Raw genomic sequence first — 26,580 nt, 5'->3', positions numbered from 1 at the left:
AGTAACGCACCTTTAACCATTCCGATAACCAGATTCAGAGGGAAACCATGTCTAATCAGCCGCCGCAACACAAGTCGCAACACAAAATGGTATTTATCGGCGGCGCCGGCAACATGGCGGGGGCCGTAATTGGCGGGCTCGTGGCCAGCGGCTACCCCGCTGACAGCATCGTTGCCACCGGGCGTGACCAGCAGAAGCTAAAAGCTTTCACCGCGCGCACCGGTGTGCGTGGCAATACGGATAACCTTGCCGCCATCGCGGATGCAGAGGTCGTCGTGTTGTCAGTGAAGCCACAAGTGATGAAAGAACTCTGTGAGACGCTGGCACCCGAGGTGAGCGCTCGCAAACCCCTGGTGATCACACTCGCGGCCGGTATCCCGGTGGCGGCTTATCAACGCTGGCTGGGCGATGGCGTACCTATCATCCGCGCCATGCCCAACACGCCGGCGATGGTTGGCACTGGCGTTACCGGGCTTTATGCGGGTGCCGGGGTGACTGACGAACACAAGTCGATCGCCACCCAGATGGCGGATGCCGTGGGTATCGCACTGTGGGTAGATCAGGAGTCTGGTATCGATCAGGTGATCGCCGTGTCGGGTTCCGGCCCGGCCTACTATTTCCAGTTTATGGAATCCATGATCGACGCGGCGGAAAAAGCCGGTATGAACCGCGCCGACGCAGAACGCCTCACCTTGCAAACCGCCCTGGGCGCAGCGAAACTTGCGGTGGCCAGCGATTTGGATGTGGCGCAACTGAAGCGCAATGTCATGTCACCCAATGGCACCACCGAAAGGGCGGTCAAGCGCTTTCAGGAGGGTGGTTTGCCCGAGCTGGTGGAGCAGGCGATGAGTGACTGTGCGGCGCGTGCGGCGGAGATGGCGAAGGAGCTGGATAAGTAGAATAGGAAGTCTTGATTTAAGAGTTCCTCGATTTCAAGGACAGGGACCTCTTGGCGAAAATTTCAGGCGGTGAAGATAGCCGTCGCTTACGGAGCGAAACACCAGGAAATGAAGGGGGAGCCTTACCCGGGTGATCCCCCGCCACCAAACCTGCTGCAAAACCTGAGCCGCAGGGATTGCTAGGCAAACAAGAAACCAGATGAAAACTATTCCATAGGTCTGGCAAAAATTACCAAACAACAAGGATTTTCGATGGGCAACACCTTTAGCAATATCGGCGTATTTTTGCTCGCCACGATCGGCGCACTGTTCCTGTTTGCGGTACTTCTGCGCTTTATGCTGCAAGTGGCGCGGGCGGATTTTTACAACCCGATCTCCCAGGGCATCGTCAAGGTCACCAACCCGCTGTTGCGCCCCCTGCGCAAAATGGTGCCCGGCCTGTTTGGTATCGATATGGCATCCATCATTCTCGCGCTGCTGGTCGGCTGGGTGATGATCATGGGAGCGGGCTTTCTGGTGGGCGCCGGGTTGCTCAATCCACTGTCGGCGCTGTTGTGGTCCCTGATTGGCTGCCTGATGACGCTGATTGCGATCCTGTTTGTGGGCATGCTGATTTCCATCGTTGTCAGCTGGATTGCGCCCCATAGCAGCCACCCGGCACTGATGCTGCTGCGGCAGCTGCTGGAGCCTGTGTATGCCCCGGTGCGTAAAATCATCCCGCCTCTGGGGGTGATCGATATCAGCCCGATTTTTGTGTTTATCCTGCTGACCGTTGCCGACAAGCTGTTGCTGGGATTTGCGCAAAGTGCCCAGATGCCACCGGTTGTATATAACCTGTTCTGGCATATTCCCTTTTAAGCCGCACCTTGTCCGCGGAGCCATTTGCTCTGGCTCCGCAAGCATTCTGTCTCCCTTCTGAGCTGACTTAACTGTCAGTTGGTCCATCCGCAGCAGATTAAACTTGGCCAGGTGCCCGAAAATCCTTCAGTGGGGTTTAACTCGGTGCCTGCTTGCTGGAAAATGCACGGTCAACCCCGTAAGTAGTAATAAAAAGAATACCTAACATGGAAGATGCGACTTTGCGCCAGCACATTGCTGATTATGACCGCTGGAAAAAGGCCCTGGACCGCCAGTTTCACAACTTCAACCTGTGGCTTGAAGAACATTTCCCCAATTCTGCCGGCGCCCGCCAGGTGGTTCAGCAGGCGCGCCAACTGCTGGGGGATGACCAGTTCACCGTTGCGTTGGTGGGAGAGTTCTCCCGTGGCAAGACCGAGCTGATCAATGCGCTGCTCTCCCATACTTACGGTAAACGCCTGCTGCCCTCGCGACCGGGCCGCACCACTATGTGTCCGACGGAAATCTACAGTGATGGGAGCGAACAGGCCTGTGTGCGCCTGCTGCCGATCGAGACCCTCGCCACCAATACCAGCCTGGAAAGTTTTCGTCGCATCCCGCAGAAGTGGGTCAACTTTGAATTCGACCCGGACGATGCCGAGGCGACCCGCGGTGCCCTGATGAAGGTTGCCGCCACCAAGGCGGTAACACCGGAAGAGGCCGCTCGTTATGGTTTCGATCGCCGCCATCTGGATGGCGCCGGCAACCTGGTGCAGATCCCGGCCTGGCGATACGCGCTCATTTCCCTGCCGCATCCGCTGCTGGCTCAGGGGTTGCGTATTATCGACACCCCCGGATTGAACGCCCTGGGGAACGAGCCCGAACTGACCCTCTCTACCCTGCCCAGCGCCCAGGCGGTGGCCTTCCTGCTGTCTGCCGACGCCGGCGTCAGTGGTACCGACCTGAATATGTGGGAGACCCATCTGGTGCCGCTGCGGGAACACCGCGGCACGGCGGTGATGGCACTGTTGAACAAGATTGACGTGCTGTGGGACGACCCCGACGAGGACGCCGACCAGATGCTGCAAAAAATGCGCGCGGAAGTGAGCAAGCTGCTGGATCTGCCGGAGGCCAACGTGGTGGGGGTATCCGCGAAAAAAGCCCTGCTCGCCCGCGCCGAGCGCGATCCGGTGCTGTTGCAACAGAGCCGTTTCAGCGAGTTTGAACGGCTATTGGTGCTGCGACTGCAGGAGCATCGGGAAAAGGTCGCCGACCACCGCTCCCTGCATCAGGCCTTGATGTTGATGGCGGACACCCGCGATCTTCTCAAGCGCCGCCTCAACAGTGGCCGCGCGACACTGGAGCACCTGAAGCGCCAGGGTGCCACCAGTCCGGAGCAGCTAGAGGAATTAAAGCAGCAACACCAGACTGCCAAAGAGCAGCACAAATTCTGCCATCAGGAGCTGCTGACCCTGAAATCCAGCCAGCGCATGCTCTCCCGACAGCGAGCCTCCCTGTTGGCGCCGGTATCCAGCCAGCAGCTGCAGCAGTTGATCGATGAAACGCGAATTGCCCTGCACGAGCGTTGGTCGCCGCTGGGTCTGGCGCGCGCGATCGATGGTTTTATGGGTGGGGTTGAGCATCAATTGTCAAACCTGGAGCGAGAAGTAGAGCAGGCCAACCGCCTGGTCGACGCGATTTACGATCGTTCGACGCTCAGCAACGTTATTTCGGCGGAACAGCATTTCGATATCGCCGGCTTCCGCGCGGCACTGCGCGGCCTGTATCGGCAGGCGGCTCAGTTGCGCCGTTCGCCGCAGCTGTTGCTGGCCCGGCGCAACCGTCTGACCGAACGTTTTGTGGCGACCTTGGCGAACGAGGTGGGGCGTATGTACAGCCAGATGATTTCCTCAGTGGACGGCTGGCTGGATCAGGTGCTGGAGCCGCTCAAACAGCATGTGCAGTACCAGAAACACCTGCTCAATCGCCATCTGATCAAATTGACGGAACTGAAACAGAAGACCCAGAACAAGCGCACCGATCTGCGCACGCTGGAGGAAGAGCTGGTGCGTAACCACGGCGCCCTGTCCGCGCTGGAAGATCTGCTCAGACAGACTCAGGCGACACCGCAGCCCATTGCACCGGCACCGGTGGCGACGATTACCAATAATGTAACTCCCATCAAGGCCCCCGTCGCCTCTTAAGCGGGCGCTTGCGGCGGGGGGGCTCGGGCGAGGCTGCCGAGAAAGAGTATCTTATCGGCAGCAACCCTGTCTCAGCCACCTCGTCTATGGAAGATCCGGAAGCGTACACGCGAGCTTTGTCGAGGATCCTCCGGCGGCCTGACAGTGATCCGGGGCACATCACTCCCGGGGTTCCCGACGCAAACGGTGTACTCCTCCCGCGAGCTTCCGTAAACTTGGCCCCCCGCCAACCAACCACGCACGAAAGATTTTGACCACGGAAGCGCAATCTCCCAATCTGGGAAACACGGCAGATCTGCCCGCAAACTCGGTGGGTATCGTTGAGCCCAAGAGCCACACTTTTCCCGGGCCCTTCAAACTGGCCTGCGGCAGGGTGCTCGATGAATACACTCTGAGATATGAAACCTACGGCACCCTGAATGCGGATAGGAGCAATGGCGTGCTGATCTGCCATGCCCTGTCTGGCCATCATCACGCCGCTGGTTACCACAGTACCAGTGACAAGCGCCCCGGCTGGTGGGATCACTATATCGGTCCCGGCAAACCTATCGATACCAACAAATTCTTTGTGGTGGCACTGAACAATCTCGGCGGTTGTCACGGCTCCACTGGCCCGGCGTCGATTAATCCACAGACCGGCAGACCCTGGGGCCCGGATTTTCCGCCCCTGCGCGCGCGGGACTGGGTGCACAGCCAGGCACAGCTGGCGGATTTGCTCGGTATCGAGTGCTGGGCTGCGGTTGTTGGTGGCAGTCTCGGCGGCATGCAGGCGATGCGCTGGTCGCTGGAGTATCCGCAGCGCCTGCGCCACTGTGTGGTGATCGCGTCGGCGATGAAGCTGTCCGCCCAGAATATCGCCTTCAACGAGACCGCACGCCAGGCCATTACTTCCGATCCGAATTTCAGCGATGGCCGCTATCTGGAAAATAACACCCTGCCGCGGGACGGTCTCGCGGTAGCGCGCATGATCGGACATATCACCTACCTGTCCGATGACGGACTGGGCAAAAAGTTTGGGCGTGAATTGCGCTCGGGCACGTTCGAGCAGGGCGTGGAAGAGCTGGTGGAATTCCAGGTACAGAGTTATCTACGCTATCAGGGCGATTCGTTTTCCGGTAGCTTCGATCCCAATACCTATATCCTGATGACCCGGGCTCTGGATTATTTCGATCTCGCCAGGGAATACGACAACGACCCGGTAAAAGCCTTTTCTCATGCGCGGTGTAAATTCCTGCTGGTATCGTTCACCTCTGACTGGCGCTTTGCCCCGGAGCGCTCGCGGGAAATTGTCGATGCATTGATGCATGCCAATGTTCCGGTGAGCTACGCCGAAGTGGAGTCACCCATGGGACACGACGCGTTTCTATTGCCCAACGAGCGCTATGAGAAAATATTTTCCGCATACATGGATAATGTCGCGAAAGAAGGGCAAAGCGGGGTGCTGTCATGATGCGCAAGGATCTCGATATCATTTATAACTGGATCCCGGAAAAAAGCCGTGTGCTGGATCTGGGATGTGGTGATGGCGCACTGTTGCAACGCTTGAGCAGGCATAAAAATGTCAGTGGTTACGGCCTGGAAATAGACCCGGCCGAAATCCAGAAATGTATCGAGCGCGGCGTCAGTGTTGTGGAGCAGAACCTGGACAAGGGACTTGCCAATTTTGCCGATCACAGTTTTGACACCGTAGTCATGAGTCAGGCACTGCAGACGTTGCGTTTCCCCCATCTGGCGGTCGAGGAAATGCTGCGGGTGGGGCGTGAATGCATTATCACCTTCCCCAATTTCGGGCAGTGGAAGGCGCGCTGGCACCTGGCTTTCTCCGGACGTATGCCTGTGTCTGACTTATTGCCTTATGAATGGTATGACACGCCCAATATTCACTTTTGTACTTTCAGGGATTTTGAAGTGCTCTGCCGCCAGCATAACTGGCAGATTCTTCACCGTCAGGTGGTTTCGGAGTCTAAGGTTTCTGCGGCCTTGAAGGACTTTTTGCCGAATCTATTCGGAGAGACAGCGATTTACCATCTGACTCGCTAATATTATGGGCAGAAGGTTGTTTGATGCGCCGTCTTCGGTGCGGGCAGGTCTCCAGTAACAACGTCGGAGGCACAGCGTGAAAGGGTCGAGCGCGAACCGTACTGAACAATTCAATCAAAGGAGGACGCCGTGAAACGTCTGTTTGCTGCAATCATTTCCATTACGCTGCTATTTTGGGCGGTCGCAACGGCGGCGCAAAGTGCCCGCACGATTGAAAGTCACGAGGATTTCGGTGATTACCGGGTGACTTATACCGTGTTCAATAGTGACTTTATCCCTCCGGATGTGGCGCGTAACTATAATCTCGTACGTGCCCGCGACCGCGCGTTTGTGAATATTTCGGTTACCGAAAAAGGCGGGATCAAAGGGATGAGTGCGGGTGTTTCCGGCACCGCCACCAACCTGATCCAGCAGTCGCGATCATTACCTTTTCAGGAAATTCGCGACCAGGACGCAGTTTACTATCTGGCACCTTTCCGCTTCGAGAACGAAGAAAGTCTGACATTTAATATTGATCTGGTGTTGCCCGATGGCAGCAACCGACAGCTTACTTTTCGTCGTCAGCTTCACAAGAACTGAGCCGGTATCCAGCTTTACAAGAGCTGGCCCGGTATAGTGCAGTGCAGCAATCAGCGGGCCTCTACGCTCGCTGTTTTTTATTGGTAAACCAAAAATATTCACTATGGACAAGATTGTTCTCGCCAGCGGCAATGCGGGCAAGCTGAAAGAATTTTCCGAGCTGTTTGCCGGCTGGCAGATCGCGGTGCTGCCACAGTCGGAATTTGTGGATGAGGAAGCGGAAGAAACCGGGCTCAGCTTTATAGAAAATGCCTTGATCAAGGCGCGCCATGCCAGTCGTGCCAGTGGCTTGCCGGCACTGGCGGACGATTCCGGACTGGCAGTGGATGTGCTTGGTGGTGCTCCGGGGATTTACTCTGCCCGTTATGCTGGCCCGGGTGCGAGCGATGAGGACAACAACCAGAAATTGCTCGACGCACTGGAAGGCGTGCCGCTGGAGAAGCGAAGCGCGAGCTTCCACTGTGCACTGGCCTTTGTGCGCACCCCGGATGACCCGGTACCGTTGGTGTGCAGCGCGCGCTGGCAGGGAACGATTCTTACCCGTGCGGCGGGCGATCAGGGCTTTGGTTACGATCCGCTATTCTATGTGGCCACAGAAAAACTGACGTCGGCGCAACTGCCCCGCACAGTAAAAAACCGCTTGAGCCACCGCGCACAGGCGGTGAAGAAATTCGAACAGTTGTGGCATGAAGAAATGGTGCTTCCGGAACAGCAGCACGTGGAAACCGGCAAGACGCTGATCTGAGCCTTACCGTGAATACACCCGTAACGGCGCTATCCAATACTGAGGCCTCCCTGATGAGGCTGCCACCACTTAGCCTGTATGTGCACATCCCCTGGTGCGTGCGCAAATGCCCCTACTGCGACTTCAACTCTCACGAGGTCACTCCGGGCACCCATGTGACCACCCGCCACGCTATCGGCAGCGAACCCGCGGGCAACCATGTGCCCGAGGCAGAGTACGTGGACCAACTGGAGCGTGACCTGCGCAGCCAGTTGCCGTGGGTTCAGGGGCGCAGGCTAGGCTCGATCTTTTTCGGTGGCGGGACACCGAGTCTGTTCTCTCCCGTAGCGATCGGCCGTATTCTCGACCTTGCCGAAGCGCTGATCGGCTTCCAGGATGGAATTGAAATTACCCTGGAAGCCAATCCTGGCACCTTTGAGCAGGCGAAATTTGCCGGTTACCACAGTGCGGGAATCAATCGTCTGTCCATCGGTGTGCAGAGTTTCGATCCGCTGCAGCTGCAAAATCTGGGGCGTATCCACACCGGGCCAGAGGCGGAAGTTGCGGCTACCCAGGCTCGTGCCGCGGGTTTTAGCAATATCAATATCGACCTGATGCACGGCCTGCCGGGACAGACGGAAGCCGATGCGCTGAAGGATTTACAGCGCGCGGTGGAGCTGGGTGTGGAGCATATCTCGTGGTATCAGTTGACCATCGAGCCGAACACTGCGTTTTACTCCGCACCTCCGGTTACTCCGGGCTCGGCACAGATCGCAGCAATCCAGCGCGCGGGCAGAGCGTATCTCGGTGATGCCGGCTATGCGCGCTATGAAGTCTCCGCCTACGGCCGCGCGGGACGGGCCTCCCGGCACAACCTCAATTACTGGTCATTTGCAGATTACATCGGTGTTGGAGCAGGTGCCCACGGCAAATTTACCCTTCCGGACATCGGGCAGATTATCCGTACCCAGCGCACCCGCACCCCCCGGGATTATTTATCCCTGGGGCTGTCTACGGGCTCGGGCGATGGCGGTGAGGCGTTCCCATTGCCCAAAACCAGCCCGGTAGCGATGGCGGAGCTGCCCGTGGAGTTTCTGATGAATGCCCTGCGGCTGGAGGGGGGCGTCGAGGTGGAAACCTTCTCCGCCTATACCGGCTTGCCATTGGCCGTGCTCGAGCGCGAGTGGCGGAGTCTGCGGGCTATGGAGCTGGTGGAGCCCCTGGGGCCCCGAATTACTACCAGCCAATTCGGATATGACTATATAGACGAAATCCTGCAGCGGTTTCTACCGCGGGACTGAGCGGGCTTGAATCCGCGCCTGCTCGCCCCAATACAGGGGGAATGCCGATAACGGCGACAGCATTTGCCTTGCGGGGCCAGCGGGCGCTACTTATTATGTGTGCCAGCACGGCCCCCAGGCTGAAGACATAGAACCACAGGAAAGCAATATGAGCGCGAACATCGTCAACATTACAGATGCAGAATTTGAAGCCGAAGTACTCAAGGCGGATGGCCCGGTACTGGTCGACTTCTGGGCGCAGTGGTGTGGCCCCTGCAAGATGATCGCCCCGGTACTGGAAGATCTGGCGGGTCACTACGGCGAAAAGCTGAAAATCGTCAAAGTCGACGTGGATTCCAACAAAGAATCCGCAGCCAAGTACAACGTGCGCGGCATTCCTACCCTGCTGCTGTTCAAGGGCGGCAATGTGGAAGGCACTAAAGTGGGCGCTCTGTCCCGTGCCCAGCTGACCGAGTTCATCGACAGCCAGATCTGATTCCAGTGAGGGGCGCCAGCGGGCGCCCTTCGTCGTTGTGGGCTTCTGGGTATGACTGGCTATTGCGCCCAACAAGGCGCCTCAAGCGTGCTAAATAGCCCTTGCAGGATGTCAAACTGCCGTTATACTGCCTATTAATCAAATTAACTGTTCAGTACAGACCTGAGCCAAGTCGCCAACCCCGCTGTCGACACAGCCTCTCCGGCGCAAACTCCTCAAGTTGAACATCTCTCCAGGCACCCAGGCCGATATCGGCTTGCCAATGCAAACGTTAATCCGTTACCTGGTGAGTGGTGTTTTTCAGCGAGTGAAGAATTGCGTTTGGTCAGTTTGTCCGTCGGCAATCCGTTACGGGCTGTATCAACATCGAGCTTGCAACTCCCCCCGCATAAATTTCCGGTGCGTCCGCACCAACTGATAGAAGAAACCTTAATAAAGCAATTGGTATGAATCTTTCTGAATTAAAAACCAAACCCATTGAAGAACTGATTGAAATAGCCAAGGGCATGGGCCTTGAAAACCTCGCCCGCTCGCGCAAGCAGGACATTATTTTCAATATCCTGAAGCGCCATGCCAAAAGCGGTGAAGACATCTACGGCGAGGGTGTACTGGAAATTCTTCAGGATGGATTCGGCTTTTTGCGATCTGCCGACTCTTCCTACCTCGCCGGCCCCGATGATATTTACGTTTCTCCCAGCCAAATTCGCCGCTTCAATCTGCGCACCGGTGACTCCATTTCCGGCAAGATCCGCCCGCCGAAAGAAGGTGAACGCTACTTCGCACTGCTGAAAGTCAGCGACATCAACTTCGACAAACCGGAAAATGCTCGCAACAAGATCCTGTTCGAAAACCTTACCCCGCTGTTTCCCAATGATCGCCTCACCCTCGAGTGCGGAAACGGCTCCTCCGAAGACCTTATCGGCCGTATCATCGATCTGATTGCCCCAATCGGCAAAGGCCAGCGCGGTCTGATCGTGGCACCGCCCAAGGCCGGTAAAACCATCATGTTGCAGAACATGGCCCAGGCCATCACCCGCAACAACCCGGAATGTCATCTGATTGTTCTGCTGATCGATGAGCGTCCGGAAGAGGTTACCGAGATGCAGCGCTCCGTGCGCGGTGAGGTGGTTGCGTCTACGTTCGACGAGCCGCCGGCGCGTCACGTGCAGGTTGCGGAGATGGTGATTGAGAAGGCCAAGCGCCTGGTAGAACACAAGAAAGACGTGGTGATCCTGCTCGACTCTATCACCCGTCTGGCGCGCGCCTACAACACCACGGTACCCAGCTCCGGCAAGGTGCTGACCGGTGGTGTGGACGCCCACGCCCTGGAGCGCCCCAAGCGCTTCTTTGGTGCAGCGCGTAACATCGAGGAGGGCGGTAGCCTGTCCATTATCGCTACTGCGCTGGTCGATACCGGCTCCAAAATGGATGAGGTGATCTTCGAGGAGTTCAAGGGCACCGGTAACATGGAGCTGCAGCTGGACCGCAAGATCGCGGAGAAGCGTGTCTATCCGGCCATCAACGTACGTCGCTCCGGTACTCGCCGCGAAGAGTTGCTGATGCCGGAAGGCGAATTGCAGCGAGTATGGATCCTGCGCAAGTTGCTGCACGATATGGAAGACCTGGCGGCGACCGAATTCCTCATCGACAAGTTGAAGGATTTCAAAACCAATGACGAGTTCTTCCTGTCCATGAAACGGAAATAATTCCCCAACTGAATAAAGGCTGACGATAGTTGTCAGCCTTTTTTGCATTCTGTGGATGAATGTTGCAATAGGACAAATAAGGCGTGAAATTGCGCCGAAATCTGTTGAAACGGCTTGGCGTTAAGCATATAAAGGCCAACATTGTGGCGCTGAACCAATGTCCAGCGCTGACCGAATTGGTCTCAGGCGACTGGGAAGTCGACTGAATCTGGACCAATCTCAGACGAGTAACGTGGTGGTGCTGGTTACTCATTTGTGAATCGACCGACAGCCCACTGACTCATGTGAGACATTTTAGTGAATATCTATATCGGAAATCTGGCCTACGGCGTTACCTCTGACGATCTGCACGAAGCATTTGGTGCGTTCGGTGAAATCTCCCGGGCTACTGTAATCACTGACCGGGAAACTGGCCGTTCTAAAGGTTTTGGTTTCGTAGAAATGCCGAACGACGACGAAGCGCGTAAGGCAATCGAAGAAATGAATGACAAGCCGCTGTCTGGCCGTAACATCCGTGTTAACGAAGCCAAGCCGCGCGAAGACCGTGGCGGCGACCGCCCGCGTCGTCCCCGCTTCTAAGACCTAGCGTCACCTAGAAGCAAGGCAGCCCGCAGCATTGCTGCGGGTTGTTGTCGGGCTCTCGCCGCTCTCAGGCTCTCCCTTCTCCCGCTCTACCCGCCGATCTGGTGTGGTGCAAATTCCCCATTTCCTGCTGACTGCTTTACACTGGCCGACCAGTCTCCGCCATATGGTCCACAGCCAGGAAACCGATGAAATACAAAGACCTGCGCGACTTTATCCAGTTGTTGGAAAAGCGCGGCCTACTGAAACGTATCAAACACCCCGTCAGCCCCTACCTGGAAATGACTGAAATTGCCGACCGTGTACTGCGTGCCGGCGGCCCAGCGTTGTTGTTTGAAAATCCCACCGGCTACGACACCCCGGTACTCGCCAATCTGTTCGGCACGTCCGAACGTGTCGCCCTCGGTATGGGGCGTGAGTCCGTTGCAGAATTACGGGAAGTGGGCGAGCTGCTCGCGTTCCTCAAGGAGCCCCAGCCCCCGGAGGGCCTGAAGGACGCCTGGGAAAAGCTGCCCATTTTCAAACAGGTTATGAACATGGGGCCGAAGGTGGTGAGCAAGGCCGCCAGCCAGCAGATTGAGCTGGACGTCGATGCCATCGACCTCAACAAACTGCCGATCCAGACCTGCTGGCCCGGCGATGCCGCGCCGCTGGTCACCTGGCCTCTGGTAATTACCCGCGGCCCGGAAAAGAAGCGCCAGAACCTCGGTATCTACCGCATGCAGCTGATCGGCAAAAACCGCCTGATCATGCGCTGGCTTTCCCACCGTGGCGGTGCACTGGATTACCGCGAATGGCAGCAGAGCTTTCCCGGCGAGCCGTTCCCGGTGGCTGTCGCCCTCGGCGCCGATCCTGCGACAATTCTCGGCGCGGTTACCCCGGTGCCCGATACGCTGTCAGAATACGCCTTTGCCGGCCTGCTGCGCGGCGGCAAAACCGAAGTTGCCGAGGCCCGCCTCAGCAACCTTCAGGTACCCGCCAGCGCCGAATACGTACTCGAGGGATTTATTTACCCCGAAGATATGGCTGATGAAGGACCCTACGGGGATCACACCGGCTACTACAACGAAGTGGACCGCTTCCCGGTGTTCACCGTCGAGAAGATCACCCACCGCAAAGATCCCATCTACCACAGCACCTATACCGGCCGCCCACCCGATGAACCAGCGGTACTCGGTGAAGCACTGAACGAAGTCTTCGTGCCGATTCTGCGCAAACAATTCCCGGAGATCGTCGATTTCTACCTTCCGCCAGAGGGCTGCTCCTACCGCCTCGCGGTGGTCACCATGAAGAAGCAGTACCCGGGGCACGCCAAGCGCGTGATGATGGGAGTGTGGTCCTTCCTGCGACAATTCATGTATACCAAGTTCGTCATCGTCACCGACGACGACGTCAATGCGCGGGACTGGAACGACGTGATCTGGGCCATGACCACCCGAATGGACCCTGCGCGGGATACCGTCATGGTGGAAAACACACCTATCGATTATCTCGATTTTGCCTCTCCGGTATCTGGCCTCGGCTCAAAAATCGGTTTCGACGCCACCAATAAATGGGAAGGGGAAACGACCAGAGAGTGGGGCAGGCCGATTGTCAAAGACCCGGAAGTCACAAGAAAAATAGATGAAATCTGGAAAGATCTCGGTTTGTGATCGCCGAGGGGTAGCGGTTTGGGGGGCTCCCGGAGAAATAACTGAATCGTATTTGGGGGCGCCAGGTGCTTTACATGAATCGGGTGTTAAATGTTGTTTTCGGTTGGGTGGGTCTGTTCATATACGTGATCTTATTTCCCATTCTATTTGGCGGCATTTTCTTAAATGTAAGTTGGGAGCCTGTTGTTGGACCCTGTCGGGAAACCTTCGAGATTGATTCATGCCGCGCCCTGGTTAGAGTTTTGATGTGGATGGTGGATCTCCCGGTAACCATGGTGATTTTCGCTGGCTACACACTAATCCTGGGGATGTTGGAAAAGTATTCAGGAAAGCTCAGTCTGAGTTGTACATGGCTGGGAGTCGGGGTTGTTTCCGGATTTGTGATTGCGACTTTCTGGGCCCCGGTGAACGCGGAAATTTTTTCTTATTATCTGGTAACTGTGTGTACCTGTGTGTTTTCCATTATGGTTGGTGTTAGGTTGTCCAGATATTTAACTGGCGGATATATAAGTGACGAAATTTAAGTTAGATCGGATTTCTCGAGGCGGTCAAAGCGGGTAAGTAAAGCACAACAAGCTGCCCAGGTTGGCGGCACTATATGGTTGGTTTTATAGCGGATTGTAGTGAATTAAGGAGGATTCAGTGGGGCAGCAATATTCAGAGTTAAATGATCGTCACATCCAGTTTATTTCTGAGCAAAAAATATACTTTGTCGGGACGGCAGCCCAAACAGGAAGCGTCAACGTTTCTCCGAAAGGAGGAGATTCACTTCGGGTAATTAATTCTAAAGAGATTGCCTGGTTGAATCTCACAGGGAGCGGGAATGAGTCGGCTTCTCACGTGTTGAAAAACTCCAGAATGACATTGATGTTTTGTGCTTTTAAAGGTAAGCCTTTAATCCTGAGGGCCTATGGTGAAGCCAGGGTTCTGCATAAGACGGATAAGGATTGGGGGAAATATGGTTCTAAATTCCCGTTCAGTGTGGCTGCAAGACAGATCTTTGTTTTAGCTGTCAGTCTGGTTCAGTCTTCATGTGGGATGTCAGTTCCCTATTTTGGTTATGAAGGCGATCGAGACGATTTGGCCAAATGGTCGGAAAAGCAAGGCACGGATGGCATCGAGAAGTATTGGGCTAAAAAAAATCAGCAAAGTATTGATGGTTTCGAGACAGAAATACTGGACCGAGCTGGTATAAAGGGCGTAATGCCGAGTGGTGAGAAATTTTCGGTTGAATGATGGTCGGTTATATTTTGGCTGAGAGACTAAGAGTTCCATGAAAAATATAGTTTTATTTGTTTTTGTGTTTTTTTTGAGTTCGATAGTTACAGCACAGAGCCTGGTTGGCGTTTGGGAGTTGGATTCTGGTGAATATATCGATGGCGATGGACAGTTGGTTGATTACAGTGGCCTCGGGTTCAAGTCTTTGAAAATAATTTCTAATTCACATTTTAGCTTTACCTCTATGAAGGGCGATAAATTTTGGGCGTCGGGATCTGGGACTTATAAAGTGAAGGACGGGAAATATACCGAAAAATTGAAGTTCAACTCGTTTGGTGAAGAATCCGGATCTGAATTTGTTTTTGATGTGAAAATAGAAAATCAGTACTGGCACAATTCTCGCTGGAAAGATGGAGTGCGAGTTGAATATGAGGTTTGGCGTAGAGTGGAGTGACTCTCTGGACTGAATGTGAATGATGCCTGCTCCATAGCTCGCCTCGTTTTTCAAGGGAAGGGTATAAATAGCGACGAAGCTTGTTTGCACACACGAAAATAAAATAATTGTTGAGAATGCACGATACTTTTTAATGCGGGCACAAATCTTCGGTGTAGATTACTGCCGTTTCGCTCTTTTATAGTGCGCTGAACATTTTTTGTTGGGTTATGTTTGCTGCGTCGGCATATTAGCCTAAATCTCGATCAAAGTTGGAAGCAGTATTCTCGCTATAGGCCATATCTGATTCTGGATTGCCGTATGATCGTAATCCTACTGGATGATTTAATGAAAATGGTGTGGTTGAATTTTGATCGGCCGAATGGGCAATTGATTGAATATCTGCCGACTCAATTTTAATAGAGCACTGCATCCATTTTCGAGTGCGCTCATTCTTTCCCGTGTAATTTTTGTGACAATAATTAATATTGGTGAGAATGTGACTATATATCATATGAGGTAAAGAACAGTGGGCTTTCGGGCGGAAGCTATCTGTAAATTTAGTTCATGCTGAATCACAGCTAGATGTTGGCTGTTAACCGATTTATGATCGATTTATACGAACGATTCGTGAAATAACAAAAAATAACTGGGTGGGCAGGGTGTGCGCAGTTGCAAGAGCCCGCCAGTGCAAGGAAATCTGAATAAACCTTAAGCTATCAGGGATGAAATATGGTTGGTGGATTAGAAGCTATGGACCAGCAGGCTCGTCAAATTTCTTTCAGTGAGTCTATTCTCTCCTTTCTGCTTCGCGGGATACCTATAAAGCACGGTAAACATCGAATTCTCGATATTCTGTCTCCCCGGATTTGGAATAAGAGCGGTAAGCCAGTTACGTTTTCGCTTAATACCCACAAGGTAACTTTGGATCCCCATGATCTTGTTGGTTGGCATTTTTTTATTCTGAAGTCGTTTGATCCGGAAGTGATTGAGGTTCTGGAGAAGGCGTGTGATCCAAATGCCAAGGAAGTTTTCTGGGATATAGGTGCAAATAAAGGGGCCTGTTTTAGTAGCCTGGCTGCGAAACTTCCAATGTTACAGGTGGTAGCCATAGAGCCACAGCAAAAATTGCGTGCTAACAATGTTGCGAACCTGGAGTCCATTTGTGCCGGTCGCTATGAATACGTCCAGGCCGGTGTCGGAGATGAACCCGCGAAGTTAACTCTGGTTGTACCGAATGCCAATTTCGGTGCTGCGAGTTTGCATGTGCAAGAAATAACTGAAAATGATGAAGTCGAAGAGATCGAGATCAAAACTGCATCTCAGATAGCTGAGAGATCTCGATTCGGTTGGCCGAGCGTTATCAAGATTGATGTCGAGGGGCATGAAGCGCAGGTCTTCAGGTCACTTAAACCTTGTATTGAGTCCGGGGCGTGTAAGGCGATTGTTTTTGAAAATCATTTGTCTGAGGCGGCGGCATTCAAAGAAATTAAAACGATAATCGAGCCTTATGTGTACCGAATTTACGGTATCAAAAAATCTCCCTGGTCTACCACGCTGGTTCCTACGGGGGGGCAGTTGCCTGGTGTAACCGACTATGCGGTGATTCGATCTGATTTGGTTACAGAGAATTCAAAACTGGCCAAACTGGTTGCACAGTGAATAGAGATCTGACGATCGTGGGCAGGTAGCGAAAGATCGCAACTTCGCTTGAGTTTTGGCGTGCTTTTTTTGTGAGTGTTGCCCGTCCGGCCTCATATATGTGTGGACGGACGGGCGCGGTGAAAGCGGTTCCCGTTTTCGTTTATCAGGGCGCTCGGCTGCTCAGTATCCCCGTACTCTGGTCGGGCAGAGGCAATTTCGGTAAGTCCGATACGGCCTGCATTAAACCTTCTTCATAAAGGCGTGCGGCGTGTTCCTTTTCCCCAAGGGCGTAGAGCAGTCGTGCCAGTTCCGCGGAAGTCGCGGGATCCGAGCGCAGTAGCAGGCTCTTTTCAAAGTACTGCCGGGCTTTGCCCCAGATTTCATTGCGCAGGCACAGGCGGCCGAGACAGGTGAGCAGGTCGGCGTTTTCCCCGTATTCCTTCTGCCAGCTGTCGGCTACCGCCAGTTGCTGGCTGGCGTCGGCGCCGGTGAGATAGCCGTACAGGCGCACAGTGTCAGCGCGCCATTCGCGGTTCAGGATCCATCGCAGATGTTTTTCTGCTTCCAGGTCTTCTCCTACCTTGTGCAGCAGCGCAGCGTACTGGTTGCGCAGTTCGATATTGCGTTGCCAGCGACCGCTCAGGCTTTGCCAGGTTTCCCGAAGTTTTTCCCTGTCGTTACGGTTGGCCGCATCCTGCAGCAGGTGTTGATACACCTCCAGCTCCAGCTGTTGCAGTTGGGACTCGGACATGGTGCCGTGCTTTTCCAGTCGCGGTAGCAGTTCGCGCAGGCCGTGCCATTCCCCGATGTGGTAGTAGGCCTGGCGCAGCAACTGCAGCAGCGCTGGATGGTTGGGTTCCTCCTGCATGGCGCGCTGCAGGCTGGCGATACACTGCTCATAGTGCTTATCCAGCAGTTGCATGCGCGCCTGGCTGATAGCGACGGCGAGCTGAGTATCGTCGCCGGTGGCTTCGGCTTTGGCCAGCAGCTCGTTGGCTTCGTCCCGGTAGCCCAGTTCAAAGGCGCTGCGGGCCGCGGCAAGATAATTGATGATGGGTGCATCTGAGCGGGCCGCACTTTTCAGTAACAGGCGACGCGCGCGGGCCCAGTTACCTTCCATGTATTCCACCAGGCCGTTGGTCAGGCGCCGGCGGGCCATGCGGCTGCGGCCGAAGCGGATACGGCTGACACTGCCGCCGATCGCGCGCGCGAGACTGCGCAGTAGCCAGAAAAACAGGAACAGGCCGAGGATGCCGAGGGTCAGGCCGCCGATTGCGACCCACAGATTCATCTCGATCCGCTTGCCGGTTTCACCGCCCACCATCAGCAGCAGGTAACCGGGGTAGGTGCGCATGGCTTCGGCCAGCAGGGCACCGCCCAGCAGTAGTACCAGGGTTAAAAACAGGAAGCGTTTCACTGGAGGCTGCCTCCGTCAGTGGTTTCCGGGGACTGGCCGGAAGAAACCTTGTGCAGCCTGTCGATGTAGTTGCGCAGAGCGCTCTGGGTGCCATTGAGATTGGGCAGGTCTACCTGGATCTTCTGTTGCGAGAGCGCCTCCAGTTCGCGCAGGATTGCCTGGCGCTGGGGGGTGTCGATGCCGTACTCCACCAGCAACTGGCGCGCGTGCTTGAGCGCGTCGATATAGACGGTTTCGTCCGCGCGCAATACCGCAAGTTCTGCCTGCTCCATATTCAGGCGCAGGCTCTGGCGGAAGCGGGTTTCGCTTTGTGGTGAAAGAAGCACCGGATCCAGTTCCGCGTCGCGGATGCGCACTGAGTCCTTGAGGAAACTGACGAAGTTATCCCAGCTGGAGCGGAAATGGGCTTCACCCACATCCGTATTGTCTGCCTGGGCTTGGGCTGTCGCGGCGTCGCGTTTGGCGAGGTCAAATTTGGGTTGGATGTTGAGCTTTATCATCTGCTCTTCCAGGGCGCGCAGTTGCAGGTAGAGTCCTTCCCGGTCCACGTCTTCTGCAAGTTTCAGCGCGGTGATATCCCGGGCCAGCTGCTGACGCACGCCGTACAGATCCTGCAGGTCTACATTGCGGAAAATGGTGTCCACCTGCTGCAGCAGGCCAAGAGCGGCGCGGCTGTCCTGTTCCAGCATCAGGCGCTGGTTGGCCAGGCGCAGCAGATAGTCCGCCTCCGCCAGTTGCCAGTCTTCACGGCTGGCGTTGCCTAGTTGGCTGAGGCGGTTGCCCTGGGCGGTGACGTTGCGCTGCAGCCCTGCCAGTTGCTGTTGCAGCTGCTCAATGGTCTGATTTTGCTGGGTGAGCTGTTGGCGCAGCTCGCTGATCAGCTGCGTATTCTGGTGGTACGGCGGAACCGGAGACGTCGCAGACGGCACCGGTGGCTGGCCGGATTGCTCGGGAGCCGCTTGAGTGACCTGCTGTGTGTCGGTTCCGGTTGTTGCCGGCGCAGTAACCGAGGGCAAATTGGTTGCGGCCTGCCCGGAGGTTGTCGTTTGCTGATTGCCGGCGGTGTAGGCTGAGTTGCTGCTGTCGCGCGGCGGTGTCTGGTCCGCGACGGTGCTTGGAGATTCCGCCTGGTCGCGGGCCGAAGTTGATCTTGTGTCGGCGCTCTGCGCGCTTGACGTCGCATCGCTGGCAAAGTGTTTGCCCACCACCGGTAGCTGCTGCAGCTGCTGGCTCATTTGTTGGCGGACACCGGGGATCAGGTGCCAGGCAGCGACGGCTGCACCGATCAGTAGTAACACAAACAGCCAGAACCAGATCCAGCCGCGGCCTTTTTTGGCCGCGCGTGTACGGGGTGGCGTGGTCGTGCCTTTTTGGTCGCCAGTAGTTCTGGATTCACCCTTGCCCTGTTTCCCGGCTTCGGCGGCCTTGGCGAAATTGCTTTTGGGCTCGACTTTTTGCGTCACCATCGGAACGTCTTCGTTTTTGCTGTTATTACCGTCGTCTTTGTCGGAGGAAGCCGGGGCTTTGTTATCGCTCATGGACTCGCTTGCTCAGGGTGGATGCCGGCACGTAAGGGGATGCCGGGCGTGTCGGGACAGCGGCGGACAGGCTGATCCCGATAGAAATTTTGTCGCCAAATTATAGCGACAGAAGTTGTTCTTTATACGAAGTCTGGCGTGGAAATGAAATTTTTTACCCGGACAGGCGTAATTTGGGCGCCGTCAGGACTGTAAAGCCGCCTCGAGAGACTCAAGCATGGCACTGTCGCTGGCATTGGCGGCGGCGTATACACGGGTGAAGCCGAGTGTGCGGGCGTGCCCGGCGACGCGTTCGCTGGGACAGATGAGCGGTGGATTGAGCAGATCTTGGCGGCCGCTGGCCTGTAACGCCTGAAGCAGGTTGTCGAGGGTTTCACCGCTGTGCACGGTGATCGCGTCGGGCGTGCAGCGGTAGTCGTGCAACTGCTGTTGCGCGCTGGTGGGCAGCAGGCGGCGGTAGAGCTCGCAGTAATCGAGGCGCGCGCCGCGCTCTATGAGGGTGTCGCCAATCAGGGTGCGCCCACCCTGGCCGCGAAAAATAATCGCGCGCTGGCCCGCCGGGTGTTGCAATTGCGGGAGCGCCAGCAGAGCTTCGGAGTCCATCGCAGTATCGATATTGTCCGTCACCGGTTCCGCCCCGCGGGTACGGATGGCGCGGGCGGTAGCGGCGCCGATGGCGTAATGGCGGGGCCCCTGTGGCAGCTGCGGCCAGTAGTCATCCAGCCAATCAAAACCGTATTGCACGGCGTTCTGGGACACAAAGATGGCATGGTCGAACTGGTCGAAATCCATGATCAGATTCTTGATCTGTTGCGCCCCATCCCCCTCTTTAATCGGCACGATTTCCAACAGGGGTACCGCGTCTACATCGGCCCCTTGTGAACGCAGCAGGTCGCGCCACCCCCCGCACTGGTGCACGGGGCGTGTGATCAGGATGCGCTGGCCGACGAGCGGTGTTGCTGTGGGTTTGGTCATGGATAGCGCTTGCCGCGATTCAAATGGCTGCGAGGATTTTGTCAGCGCCGGCCTGCAACAGTTGTTCTGCCAGGCGGATGCCCAGGGCTTCGGCTTCGTCAATGCCACCGCGCACCTCGCCACTCAGCATGGTGGCGCCATCGGGGCTGCCCACCAGGCCGCGCAGATATAGCTCGCTACTGGTTTGGTTACTGGTTTGGTCGCTTGCTTGATGAAGAGTGGCGTAGCAGCCGATCGGCACCTGGCAGCTGCCGTTGAGACGGCGCACCATGGCGCGCTCGGCGATCAGGCGGTAATTGGTCTCGGTGTGGTGCAGCGGTGCCAGCAGTGCTTCCAAGGCAGGATCGCGGCGGGACTCGATGCCTACGGCGCCCTGGCCACCGGCAGGCAACAGGGTTTCCGGTTCGATAAATGCGGCGATACGGTCGCGCATTTCCAGGCGCAGAAGACCGGCAGCGGCGAGGATAATTGCGTCGTATTCACCCGCATCAAGTTTGGCGAGGCGGGTATTGACGTTGCCGCGCAGGAATTTCACCTGCAGGTCGGGTCGCAGGGCCAGCAGTTGGCACTGGCGGCGCAGGCTGGATGTACCTACCACGGCGCCCTGGGGCAGGGCTTCTATGGTGTTGTAGTGATTGCTGACGAAGGCATCCCGGGGGTCTTCCCGCTCGCAGATCACCGCCAGGTGGAGGCCTTCGGGGAATTCCATCGGCACGTCTTTCATGGAATGCACAGCGATGTCTGCGCGGCCATCGAGCATGGCTTTCTCCAGTTCCTTCACGAACAGGCCCTTGCCGCCGACCTTGGCGAGTGGGATCTCCAGCAGCTGGTCGCCGCGGCTGGTCATCGGCAGCAGCTCGACGGTGAGCTCGGGGTGGTGGCGTTCGAGCTCCTGCTTGACGTAGTTGGCCTGCCACAGGGCGAGAGCGCTCTCGCGGGTGGCGATACGGATTTTGCGGATGGCGGGACTGGAGATAGTGACGTTGTCGGACATGCGCGGAAGTCGGGTCTGTTGAAAATTCGCGGCAAGTCTAACAGCTTGTGCGGGCAATTACTGACCGCTGTACTTGCGCAGCCAGTCTTCGAGAAAGATGCGCGCGGCAATGGAGTCTACCGGCTGGTCTGCATAGTTGCCGCGGTGGCCGCGGTCACGGGCTTCTTCCTTGGCGGCGCGCGTGCTGAGGCGTTCGTCGGCGTACTCTACGGGCAGGCCGAGGCGTCCGTGCAGGCGCTGTCCGAACTTGCGCGCGCGGGCGCTGAACTCGCTTTCGCTGCCGTCCATATTCAGCGGTAGCCCCACCAGCAATACCCTGGGCTGCCATTCATCGACAATGCGCTGCACCCGCGCCCAGTCGGGCTTGCCGTCTTTGGCAGGCAACGGGTCTAACTCGCGTGCACTGCCGGTCAGACTCTGGCCATAGGCGAGACCGATGGAGTTAGTGCCGAAATCGAAGGCCAGGGCAGTAATAGGATTGTTGCTTTTTGACAAGGAAACCTCGGGAAAACGTAGCGAGTGCGCATGGCGCTTGTGCGCTGGAGCGGAGCAAGCGGAGTGTACTTGAACTACATGGGAATTGTGACCGGGCTGGCGCACCAGCGCCGCCATGCTCCGGCGCAGCAGTTTTAGTGAGGTTTCTTAAGCATGGCCGGACTGGGTGCCAATGCCGCTCAGGTCGATACCGTGGCGGGCTGCGGCAGTCTGCCAGCGCTTTTCCCAGGGGGTCGCGAAGAGGATTTCCGGTTCTGCGGGCAGGGTGAGCCAGGCATTTTCCGTGATTTCCTCTTCCAGCTGCCCGGGCCCCCAGCCTGCGTAGCCCAGTGCCAGCAGTACGTCGTCTGGCCCGCGACCGGCGGCGAGGGATTCAATGATGTCCTTGGATGCGGTAAGGCTGATGTGCTCGGAGACTTCTGCTGTGGACGCAAACTGCATGCCGCGACCGTGCAGTACAAATCCTTGTTCCTGAGCTACCGGGCCGCCTACCAGCACCGGTTCGTCGCCGCGCAGGCTGGCGTCGTCGAGGGACAGCTGGGCAAAGACTTCCTTCCAGGTCACACGGCTGGGGGCGTTGACGACGATCCCCATGGTGCCTTCGCTGGTGTGCTCGCAGATAAAGGTAACCGCCTGTTTGAAGCGCGGATCCTGCATGCCGGGCATGGCGATCAGGAACTGCCCGCGCAGACTGCTGTGGGTAAGATCGCTGTCGATATTCTGGGATTGTTTGAAAGGCATGGGGGTAGTTTAGCGTTAGCTGGCCCGGACTGGGTCAACTGCGATTGTCGGATTTGCCGGCAGCAGTGGAGAAACCGGTCATTTCAAAGCGCCAGGTGCGAATAATCTCCAGGCGGTCTGCCTGCTTGCGGATTTCCGGCGGGAAAGGTGCAAAGGGGGCCGCCAGGCGCACTATCTGCTGTGCGGCGTCGTCGAGGATGCGTTCGCCAGAGGACTCGAGGATGACCACTTCCTCCACGGCCCCGGTGGGCAGCAGGCGTACCATGAGACGCAGGTCGCCAGTGATCTGGCGCGCGAGCGCCTCCTCGGGGAAGTTGTCGTTGCCGATGGCTTCCACCTTCTGGCGCCAGTCGTGCAGATACGCGGCATCTGCTGAGGCTTTGGTCGCTACCGATGTAAGGCGGCGCACCCGTGGGCGCTGGGCGATGGTTTGGCGGATCTTGTCCAGGCGCGCCTGCAGGCTGGCGATCTCGGGGTTGGTGGGTGGCAGATCGGTGGGGGCATCACCGCGCTTTTCTTCCGAGCGCTTGTCTTCCGCAGGCAGTTCCGGAGCCCTGAAAGGGCTGTCGCCGATGGTGGTCACCAGCTGGCGCAACTGGTCTGCGGGGCGCGCCGCTTGCTGTTGCGGCAGGGGGCTGACCTGGCGAATGCTGGTGTCTGCGATTTCCGCACGGCGGTCGGTGGAAAGCTCCTGCGGGGTATCGGCAGTGCCACTGGCCTGCTGGTTGTGCTGGGCCAGGTAGTCGGCGTCTTCTGGTGCATCGAGGGCGCGGTGCTGTGCCAGGGTGACTTCCAGTGTGGGGGGCGCCTCGCGGGCCTCCGGTGCGGAGAAGGCTACACCAAAAATGATCAATGCGTGCATTGCGCAGGCCAGAAACAGCGCAAAGGTAAAACGGTCCCCTTGGGTGGTGGGGGTTGCCGGAATGGGTGCCGACGGATTGGTCTCGGCTCTGGATTGGCTGGCTGCTGCGGTCATTGTGGTTATTGCTTTTACTACTGCCGTGAAACTGCCGCCGCCCGGATGTGTCGATACCCGGTTGCGGCGGCGAGGGGTGAGTTTACCCTTTTTGAACCAGTTGGTCTGTGATCGCGCGCATCAATAGTCCGCCGATGTCGGTACCGTAGGCGGCATCGATTTCGCGCACGCAGGTCGGACTGGTGACATTCACTTCGGTAAGGTAGTCGCCGATGACGTCGAGACCGACAAACAGCAGTCCGCGTTTTTTTAGTTCAGGGCCGACCCGGCGGGCTATCCACAGGTCCCGTTCGGACAGGGGGCGTGCTTCGCCGCGGCCCCCGGCCGCCAGATTGCCGCGGGTTTCACCGGCTTCGGGGATGCGCGCCAGGCAGTAGGGTACCGGTTCACCATCCACCATCAGAATGCGCTTGTCGCCATCTTTGATTTCGGGAATATAGCGCTGGCCCATGATCTGGCGCTTGCCGTTGTCGGTGAGCATTTCCAGAATGGCACCGAGATTGCCGCCGTCCGGTTTGACGTGAAACACGCCGGTGCCGCCCATGCCGTCTAGCGGTTTGAAAATCGCGTCTTTGTGTTTTGCGTGGAAGGCGCGTAGCTGCTGCATGTCGCGACTGACAATCAGCGGCGGGCAGCATTCGCCAAAATAGGTGGCAAAGATTTTTTCATTGCAGTCGCGCAGGGACTGGGGGTTGTTGACCACCAGGGCGCCAGCGCGCTCGGCGGCTTCAAGGATGTAGGTGGAGTAGATGTACTCGTTGTCGAAGGGTGGGTCGACCCGCATCAGCAGCACATCGAGATCTCCCAGGTGTACGGGGTTGCGCTCGCCCAGTTTGAACCAGTTGTCGGGATCCTCGAACACCTGTAGTGGTGAGCCGTTCCCCATTGGTTTGCCGCAGTCCAGATACAGATCCGATTGCAGAAAATACACCAGTTCGAAACCTGCGCGCTGGGCGGCGAGCAGCATTGCCAGGGTGGTGTCTTTTTTGTAGTTGATGTTGGCGATCGGGTCCATGACCACGCCGAGGGTCTGGCTCATAGGGCAGTCCGTAAATCTGATGTTGCAGCGGGAGGGAAATAGCGGCACAGGGGTATTCTTTCCAGTGTCCGCTTGTTGTTCATCGAAAACTCAGAGCCGCTAAATTAAAAGTAGTAGAGTGAGTCTGCAAGGCCGGCTTGCGCGTTTCAGTCAGTTATAACTGCGCTATTGCTCACAAATTGATCATTGGTCCCCATGGGCTCCGGTCGTCGCTAGATTCACTGTGGTATCTGTGATAAAAGTTTGCCTTGATCTGCGCTTGCCAGCACGCAGTGGTGGTTACAGCACTTCTCGACTGAACGCGGCGACGATCGGACCCCGTTAAGAGGTTGCGCATAAGGCGCTGCGATGGATGACGATTTACCGCGTTTTACGCAGCGCCTGGAAAAATAAGTAAAGGGGATTCAGGAACACTATGGAGCTCAACTGGGAAAGTCTCACCGTGATGGTGATCGACGACAGTAAAACTATTCGTCGCACCGCCGAGACGCTGCTGCAGAAAGCAGGCTGTACGGTGGTTACGGCTACCGATGGCTTCGATGCGCTGGCAAAGATCGCCGATTCACGTCCCGACATCATTTTTGTAGACATTATGATGCCGCGCCTTGATGGCTATCAGACTTGCGCGCTGATCAAAAACAACAGTGAATTCCGCAGTACGCCGGTCATCATGCTCTCCAGTAAGGATGGCCTGTTCGACAAGGCGAAAGGTCGTGTGGTGGGGTGCGACCAGTACCTGACCAAGCCTTTCAGCAAAAGCGAACTGCTGGGGGCAATTTCTGCGCACGCAAAGCCTCACCATGCAGCTTGAGACTCGTATCTCATTTTTTGTGTGAAAGGCTATGCGGAAATGGCGTAGACTGTGCCAAATTCTCGTTCTTTGGCGCTGGAACCATTAAATAAAAGCAAAAAAGTTCCGCACGGCACAAAAGTCAACTTCATATAACAAAGCGTGTGGTCGCGACGTCGATTTCGGCGTCCGGCCTGTAGCAACAACAGTCACCCGGATGTAAGCGATCAGTCGGGTGGGAAACACTATCTCGGGGGAAACATGGCCAGAGTTCTTATCGTAGATGATTCGCCAACCGAAACTCACAAGCTGACCACCATTCTGGAAAAAAACGGCCACGCGGTGCTTACTGCCACCAGTGGCGAGAGCGGCGTCGACACGGCCCGCGAGCAGCGTCCTGATGTAATCCTGATGGATATCGTTATGCCGGGGCTGAATGGTTTTCAGGCTACCCGTCAGCTGAGCAAGGGCGACGAAACCAGTGGGATTCCGATTGTTATCGTAACCACCAAGGACCAGGATACCGACCGCGTATGGGGTATGCGCCAGGGCGCGCGTGCTTACCTGACCAAGCCGGTTGACGAGAGTAAGCTGCTCGGCACCATCGAAGAGGTGTTGGCCTGAGGCCGGCATTGAACCTCCGTGCATTCCACACTTACCCCGTATCTCGCACTGGTTGATATAGCCCGGCGTGCGAAAGCACAAGCGCAGGGACTGCCTGCTCGCCAGGAAATTAAGCCTTACTGGACGGGCATTGGTTTTTCCCTGTTGGGCCATCGTTTCGTTGCCGCCATGGAAGATGTGGTGGAACTGTTGGAAGTGCCCCACTACACCTTCATTCCCGGGGTTCAGCCCTGGGTGCGTGGGGTGGCCAACGTGCGTGGCCGCTTGCTGCCGCTGTTCGATATGGCGGCGTTTTTCGGCGGCCACCTGACCAGTCCGCGCCAGCGTCGCAGGGTGTTGGTACTGGAGCGGGATAAGGTGTACGCGGGTCTGATTGTCGATGAGCTGCACGGTATGCAGCATTTGGCTCTGGAATATGGCCAGATGCCGCCAGCTGACCTGGCGGAGCCGTTTGCACCCATGGTCAGCGGCCAGTTTGTGTTGCAGCAGGGGCGCTGGTTGGTGTTCGACCTGCAGGCCCTGATAGGTGATTTTCAATTTGCGGATGCCGCGGCTCATTGAGCTGCGGCTTTCTGTTTTTGGTGGTACGTACTCGCGGGCCTGGTTTTAACCCTGCCCAAAGGTTACTGAGGTGAAGCGCATTTAGTGCGTTACACCTCTATAGGGAGCGGGCCGTTACCCCGCCCCCGGCAATATC

26 protein-coding genes are annotated in these 26,580 nt (G+C 56.6%); 18 read left to right on the top strand and 8 right to left on the bottom strand.

Annotation, left to right across the window (positions count from 1 at the left end; genetic code table 11):
* Window positions 1-47 precede the first annotated feature (47 nt).
* The 15 genes from proC to PVT68_RS10060 all read left to right on the top strand — a co-directional run bounded on the left by proC (window position 48) and on the right by PVT68_RS10060 (window position 16,312).
* A complete protein-coding gene (gene proC, locus PVT68_RS10130) occupies window positions 48-899 on the top strand; it encodes a pyrroline-5-carboxylate reductase (protein ID WP_280317686.1) in 852 nt (283 codons plus the stop codon).
* Between the two features lie 252 nt (window positions 900-1,151).
* Window positions 1,152-1,757: a YggT family protein gene (locus PVT68_RS10125; RefSeq protein ID WP_280317684.1), complete on the top strand. Its 606-nt coding sequence runs from the start codon at window positions 1,152-1,154 to the stop codon at window positions 1,755-1,757.
* A 206-nt stretch (window positions 1,758-1,963) separates the two neighbouring features.
* The gene (locus PVT68_RS10120) at window positions 1,964-3,940 is read left to right on the top strand and encodes a dynamin family protein (RefSeq protein ID WP_280317682.1); all 1,977 of its coding nucleotides are present in this window, start codon (window positions 1,964-1,966) and stop codon (window positions 3,938-3,940) included.
* A 277-nt stretch (window positions 3,941-4,217) separates the two neighbouring features.
* The gene (gene metX, locus PVT68_RS10115; RefSeq protein ID WP_407666149.1) at window positions 4,218-5,390 is read left to right on the top strand and encodes a homoserine O-succinyltransferase MetX; all 1,173 of its coding nucleotides are present in this window, start codon (window positions 4,218-4,220) and stop codon (window positions 5,388-5,390) included.
* On the top strand, window positions 5,390-5,980 hold the full coding sequence (gene metW / locus PVT68_RS10110) for a methionine biosynthesis protein MetW (protein WP_280322500.1): 591 nt from the start codon (window positions 5,390-5,392) through the stop codon (window positions 5,978-5,980). The genes metX and metW overlap by 1 nt, the downstream gene beginning before the upstream one ends.
* 129 nt (window positions 5,981-6,109) lie before the next feature.
* Entirely contained in the window at window positions 6,110-6,559 is a 450-nt protein-coding gene (locus PVT68_RS10105; RefSeq protein ID WP_280317681.1) for a DUF4426 domain-containing protein, read from the top strand.
* Window positions 6,560-6,662: 103 nt separating this feature from the next.
* Window positions 6,663-7,304 carry an RdgB/HAM1 family non-canonical purine NTP pyrophosphatase gene (rdgB, locus tag PVT68_RS10100; protein WP_280317680.1) on the top strand — a complete coding sequence of 214 codons (642 nt, stop codon included), beginning with the start codon at window positions 6,663-6,665 and terminating at the stop codon, window positions 7,302-7,304.
* A 53-nt stretch (window positions 7,305-7,357) separates the two neighbouring features.
* A complete protein-coding gene (gene hemW / locus PVT68_RS10095) occupies window positions 7,358-8,584 on the top strand; it encodes a radical SAM family heme chaperone HemW (protein ID WP_280322499.1) in 1,227 nt (408 codons plus the stop codon).
* A 148-nt stretch (window positions 8,585-8,732) separates the two neighbouring features.
* On the top strand, window positions 8,733-9,059 hold the full coding sequence (gene trxA / locus PVT68_RS10090) for a thioredoxin TrxA (RefSeq protein ID WP_280317678.1): 327 nt from the start codon (window positions 8,733-8,735) through the stop codon (window positions 9,057-9,059).
* A 446-nt stretch (window positions 9,060-9,505) separates the two neighbouring features.
* A complete protein-coding gene (gene rho, locus PVT68_RS10085) occupies window positions 9,506-10,765 on the top strand; it encodes a transcription termination factor Rho (protein ID WP_280317676.1) in 1,260 nt (419 codons plus the stop codon).
* A gap of 297 nt (window positions 10,766-11,062) precedes the next feature.
* On the top strand, window positions 11,063-11,344 hold the full coding sequence (locus PVT68_RS10080; protein ID WP_280317674.1) for an RNA recognition motif domain-containing protein: 282 nt from the start codon (window positions 11,063-11,065) through the stop codon (window positions 11,342-11,344).
* Between the two features lie 191 nt (window positions 11,345-11,535).
* Window positions 11,536-12,999 carry a 4-hydroxy-3-polyprenylbenzoate decarboxylase gene (gene ubiD, locus PVT68_RS10075; RefSeq protein ID WP_280317673.1) on the top strand — a complete coding sequence of 488 codons (1,464 nt, stop codon included), beginning with the start codon at window positions 11,536-11,538 and terminating at the stop codon, window positions 12,997-12,999.
* A 642-nt stretch (window positions 13,000-13,641) separates the two neighbouring features.
* The gene (locus PVT68_RS10070) at window positions 13,642-14,235 is read left to right on the top strand and encodes a pyridoxamine 5'-phosphate oxidase family protein (protein WP_280317671.1); all 594 of its coding nucleotides are present in this window, start codon (window positions 13,642-13,644) and stop codon (window positions 14,233-14,235) included.
* A 37-nt stretch (window positions 14,236-14,272) separates the two neighbouring features.
* Entirely contained in the window at window positions 14,273-14,671 is a 399-nt protein-coding gene (locus tag PVT68_RS10065; RefSeq protein ID WP_280317669.1) for a hypothetical protein, read from the top strand.
* A gap of 732 nt (window positions 14,672-15,403) precedes the next feature.
* Window positions 15,404-16,312 (top strand): FkbM family methyltransferase, encoded by a 909-nt coding sequence (locus PVT68_RS10060; protein WP_280317667.1) that lies wholly within the window; start codon window positions 15,404-15,406, stop codon window positions 16,310-16,312.
* Window positions 16,313-16,457: 145 nt separating this feature from the next.
* Here PVT68_RS10060 and PVT68_RS10055 read toward each other — a convergent pair whose 3' ends face one another.
* From PVT68_RS10055 to gshB, 8 genes are all read right to left on the bottom strand, one after another.
* Window positions 16,458-17,711 carry a heme biosynthesis protein HemY gene (locus PVT68_RS10055; RefSeq protein WP_280317665.1) on the bottom strand — a complete coding sequence of 418 codons (1,254 nt, stop codon included), beginning with the start codon at window positions 17,709-17,711 and terminating at the stop codon, window positions 16,458-16,460.
* Window positions 17,708-19,249 carry a uroporphyrinogen-III C-methyltransferase gene (locus PVT68_RS10050; protein ID WP_280317663.1) on the bottom strand — a complete coding sequence of 514 codons (1,542 nt, stop codon included), beginning with the start codon at window positions 19,247-19,249 and terminating at the stop codon, window positions 17,708-17,710. Before PVT68_RS10050 ends, PVT68_RS10055 begins: the two co-directional genes overlap by 4 nt.
* Before the next feature lie 183 nt (window positions 19,250-19,432).
* Window positions 19,433-20,224, bottom strand: a complete 792-nt coding sequence (locus PVT68_RS10045) for a uroporphyrinogen-III synthase (RefSeq protein ID WP_280317661.1) — start codon at window positions 20,222-20,224, stop codon at window positions 19,433-19,435.
* Window positions 20,225-20,243: 19 nt separating this feature from the next.
* Entirely contained in the window at window positions 20,244-21,218 is a 975-nt protein-coding gene (hemC, locus tag PVT68_RS10040) for a hydroxymethylbilane synthase (RefSeq protein WP_280317659.1), read from the bottom strand.
* Between the two features lie 57 nt (window positions 21,219-21,275).
* Entirely contained in the window at window positions 21,276-21,713 is a 438-nt protein-coding gene (gene ruvX / locus PVT68_RS10035) for a Holliday junction resolvase RuvX (protein WP_280317658.1), read from the bottom strand.
* A gap of 147 nt (window positions 21,714-21,860) precedes the next feature.
* Window positions 21,861-22,454 (bottom strand): YqgE/AlgH family protein, encoded by a 594-nt coding sequence (locus PVT68_RS10030; protein WP_280317656.1) that lies wholly within the window; start codon window positions 22,452-22,454, stop codon window positions 21,861-21,863.
* Window positions 22,455-22,488: 34 nt separating this feature from the next.
* Window positions 22,489-23,430 (bottom strand): energy transducer TonB, encoded by a 942-nt coding sequence (locus tag PVT68_RS10025; protein ID WP_280317654.1) that lies wholly within the window; start codon window positions 23,428-23,430, stop codon window positions 22,489-22,491.
* 82 nt (window positions 23,431-23,512) lie between these two features.
* Window positions 23,513-24,469, bottom strand: coding sequence for a glutathione synthase (gene gshB / locus PVT68_RS10020; protein WP_280317652.1), 957 nt, complete (start codon window positions 24,467-24,469; stop codon window positions 23,513-23,515).
* A gap of 415 nt (window positions 24,470-24,884) precedes the next feature.
* Between gshB and pilG the strand changes: the two genes are divergently transcribed.
* The 3 genes from pilG to PVT68_RS10005 all read left to right on the top strand — a co-directional run bounded on the left by pilG (window position 24,885) and on the right by PVT68_RS10005 (window position 26,444).
* Complete coding sequence (pilG, locus tag PVT68_RS10015) at window positions 24,885-25,280, top strand: twitching motility response regulator PilG (RefSeq protein WP_105102769.1); 396 nt, start codon at window positions 24,885-24,887, stop codon at window positions 25,278-25,280.
* 240 nt (window positions 25,281-25,520) lie between these two features.
* Complete coding sequence (gene pilH, locus PVT68_RS10010; RefSeq protein ID WP_280317647.1) at window positions 25,521-25,883, top strand: twitching motility response regulator PilH; 363 nt, start codon at window positions 25,521-25,523, stop codon at window positions 25,881-25,883.
* Window positions 25,884-25,901: 18 nt separating this feature from the next.
* Window positions 25,902-26,444, top strand: a complete 543-nt coding sequence (locus PVT68_RS10005) for a chemotaxis protein CheW (protein ID WP_280317646.1) — start codon at window positions 25,902-25,904, stop codon at window positions 26,442-26,444.
* Window positions 26,445-26,580: the final 136 nt, after the last annotated feature.

It is taken from the genome of Microbulbifer bruguierae, from assembly GCF_029869925.1.
Taxonomy (GTDB): Bacteria; Pseudomonadota; Gammaproteobacteria; order Pseudomonadales; family Cellvibrionaceae; genus Microbulbifer; species Microbulbifer bruguierae.
This window is presented reverse-complemented; position numbering and strand designations above follow the sequence as displayed.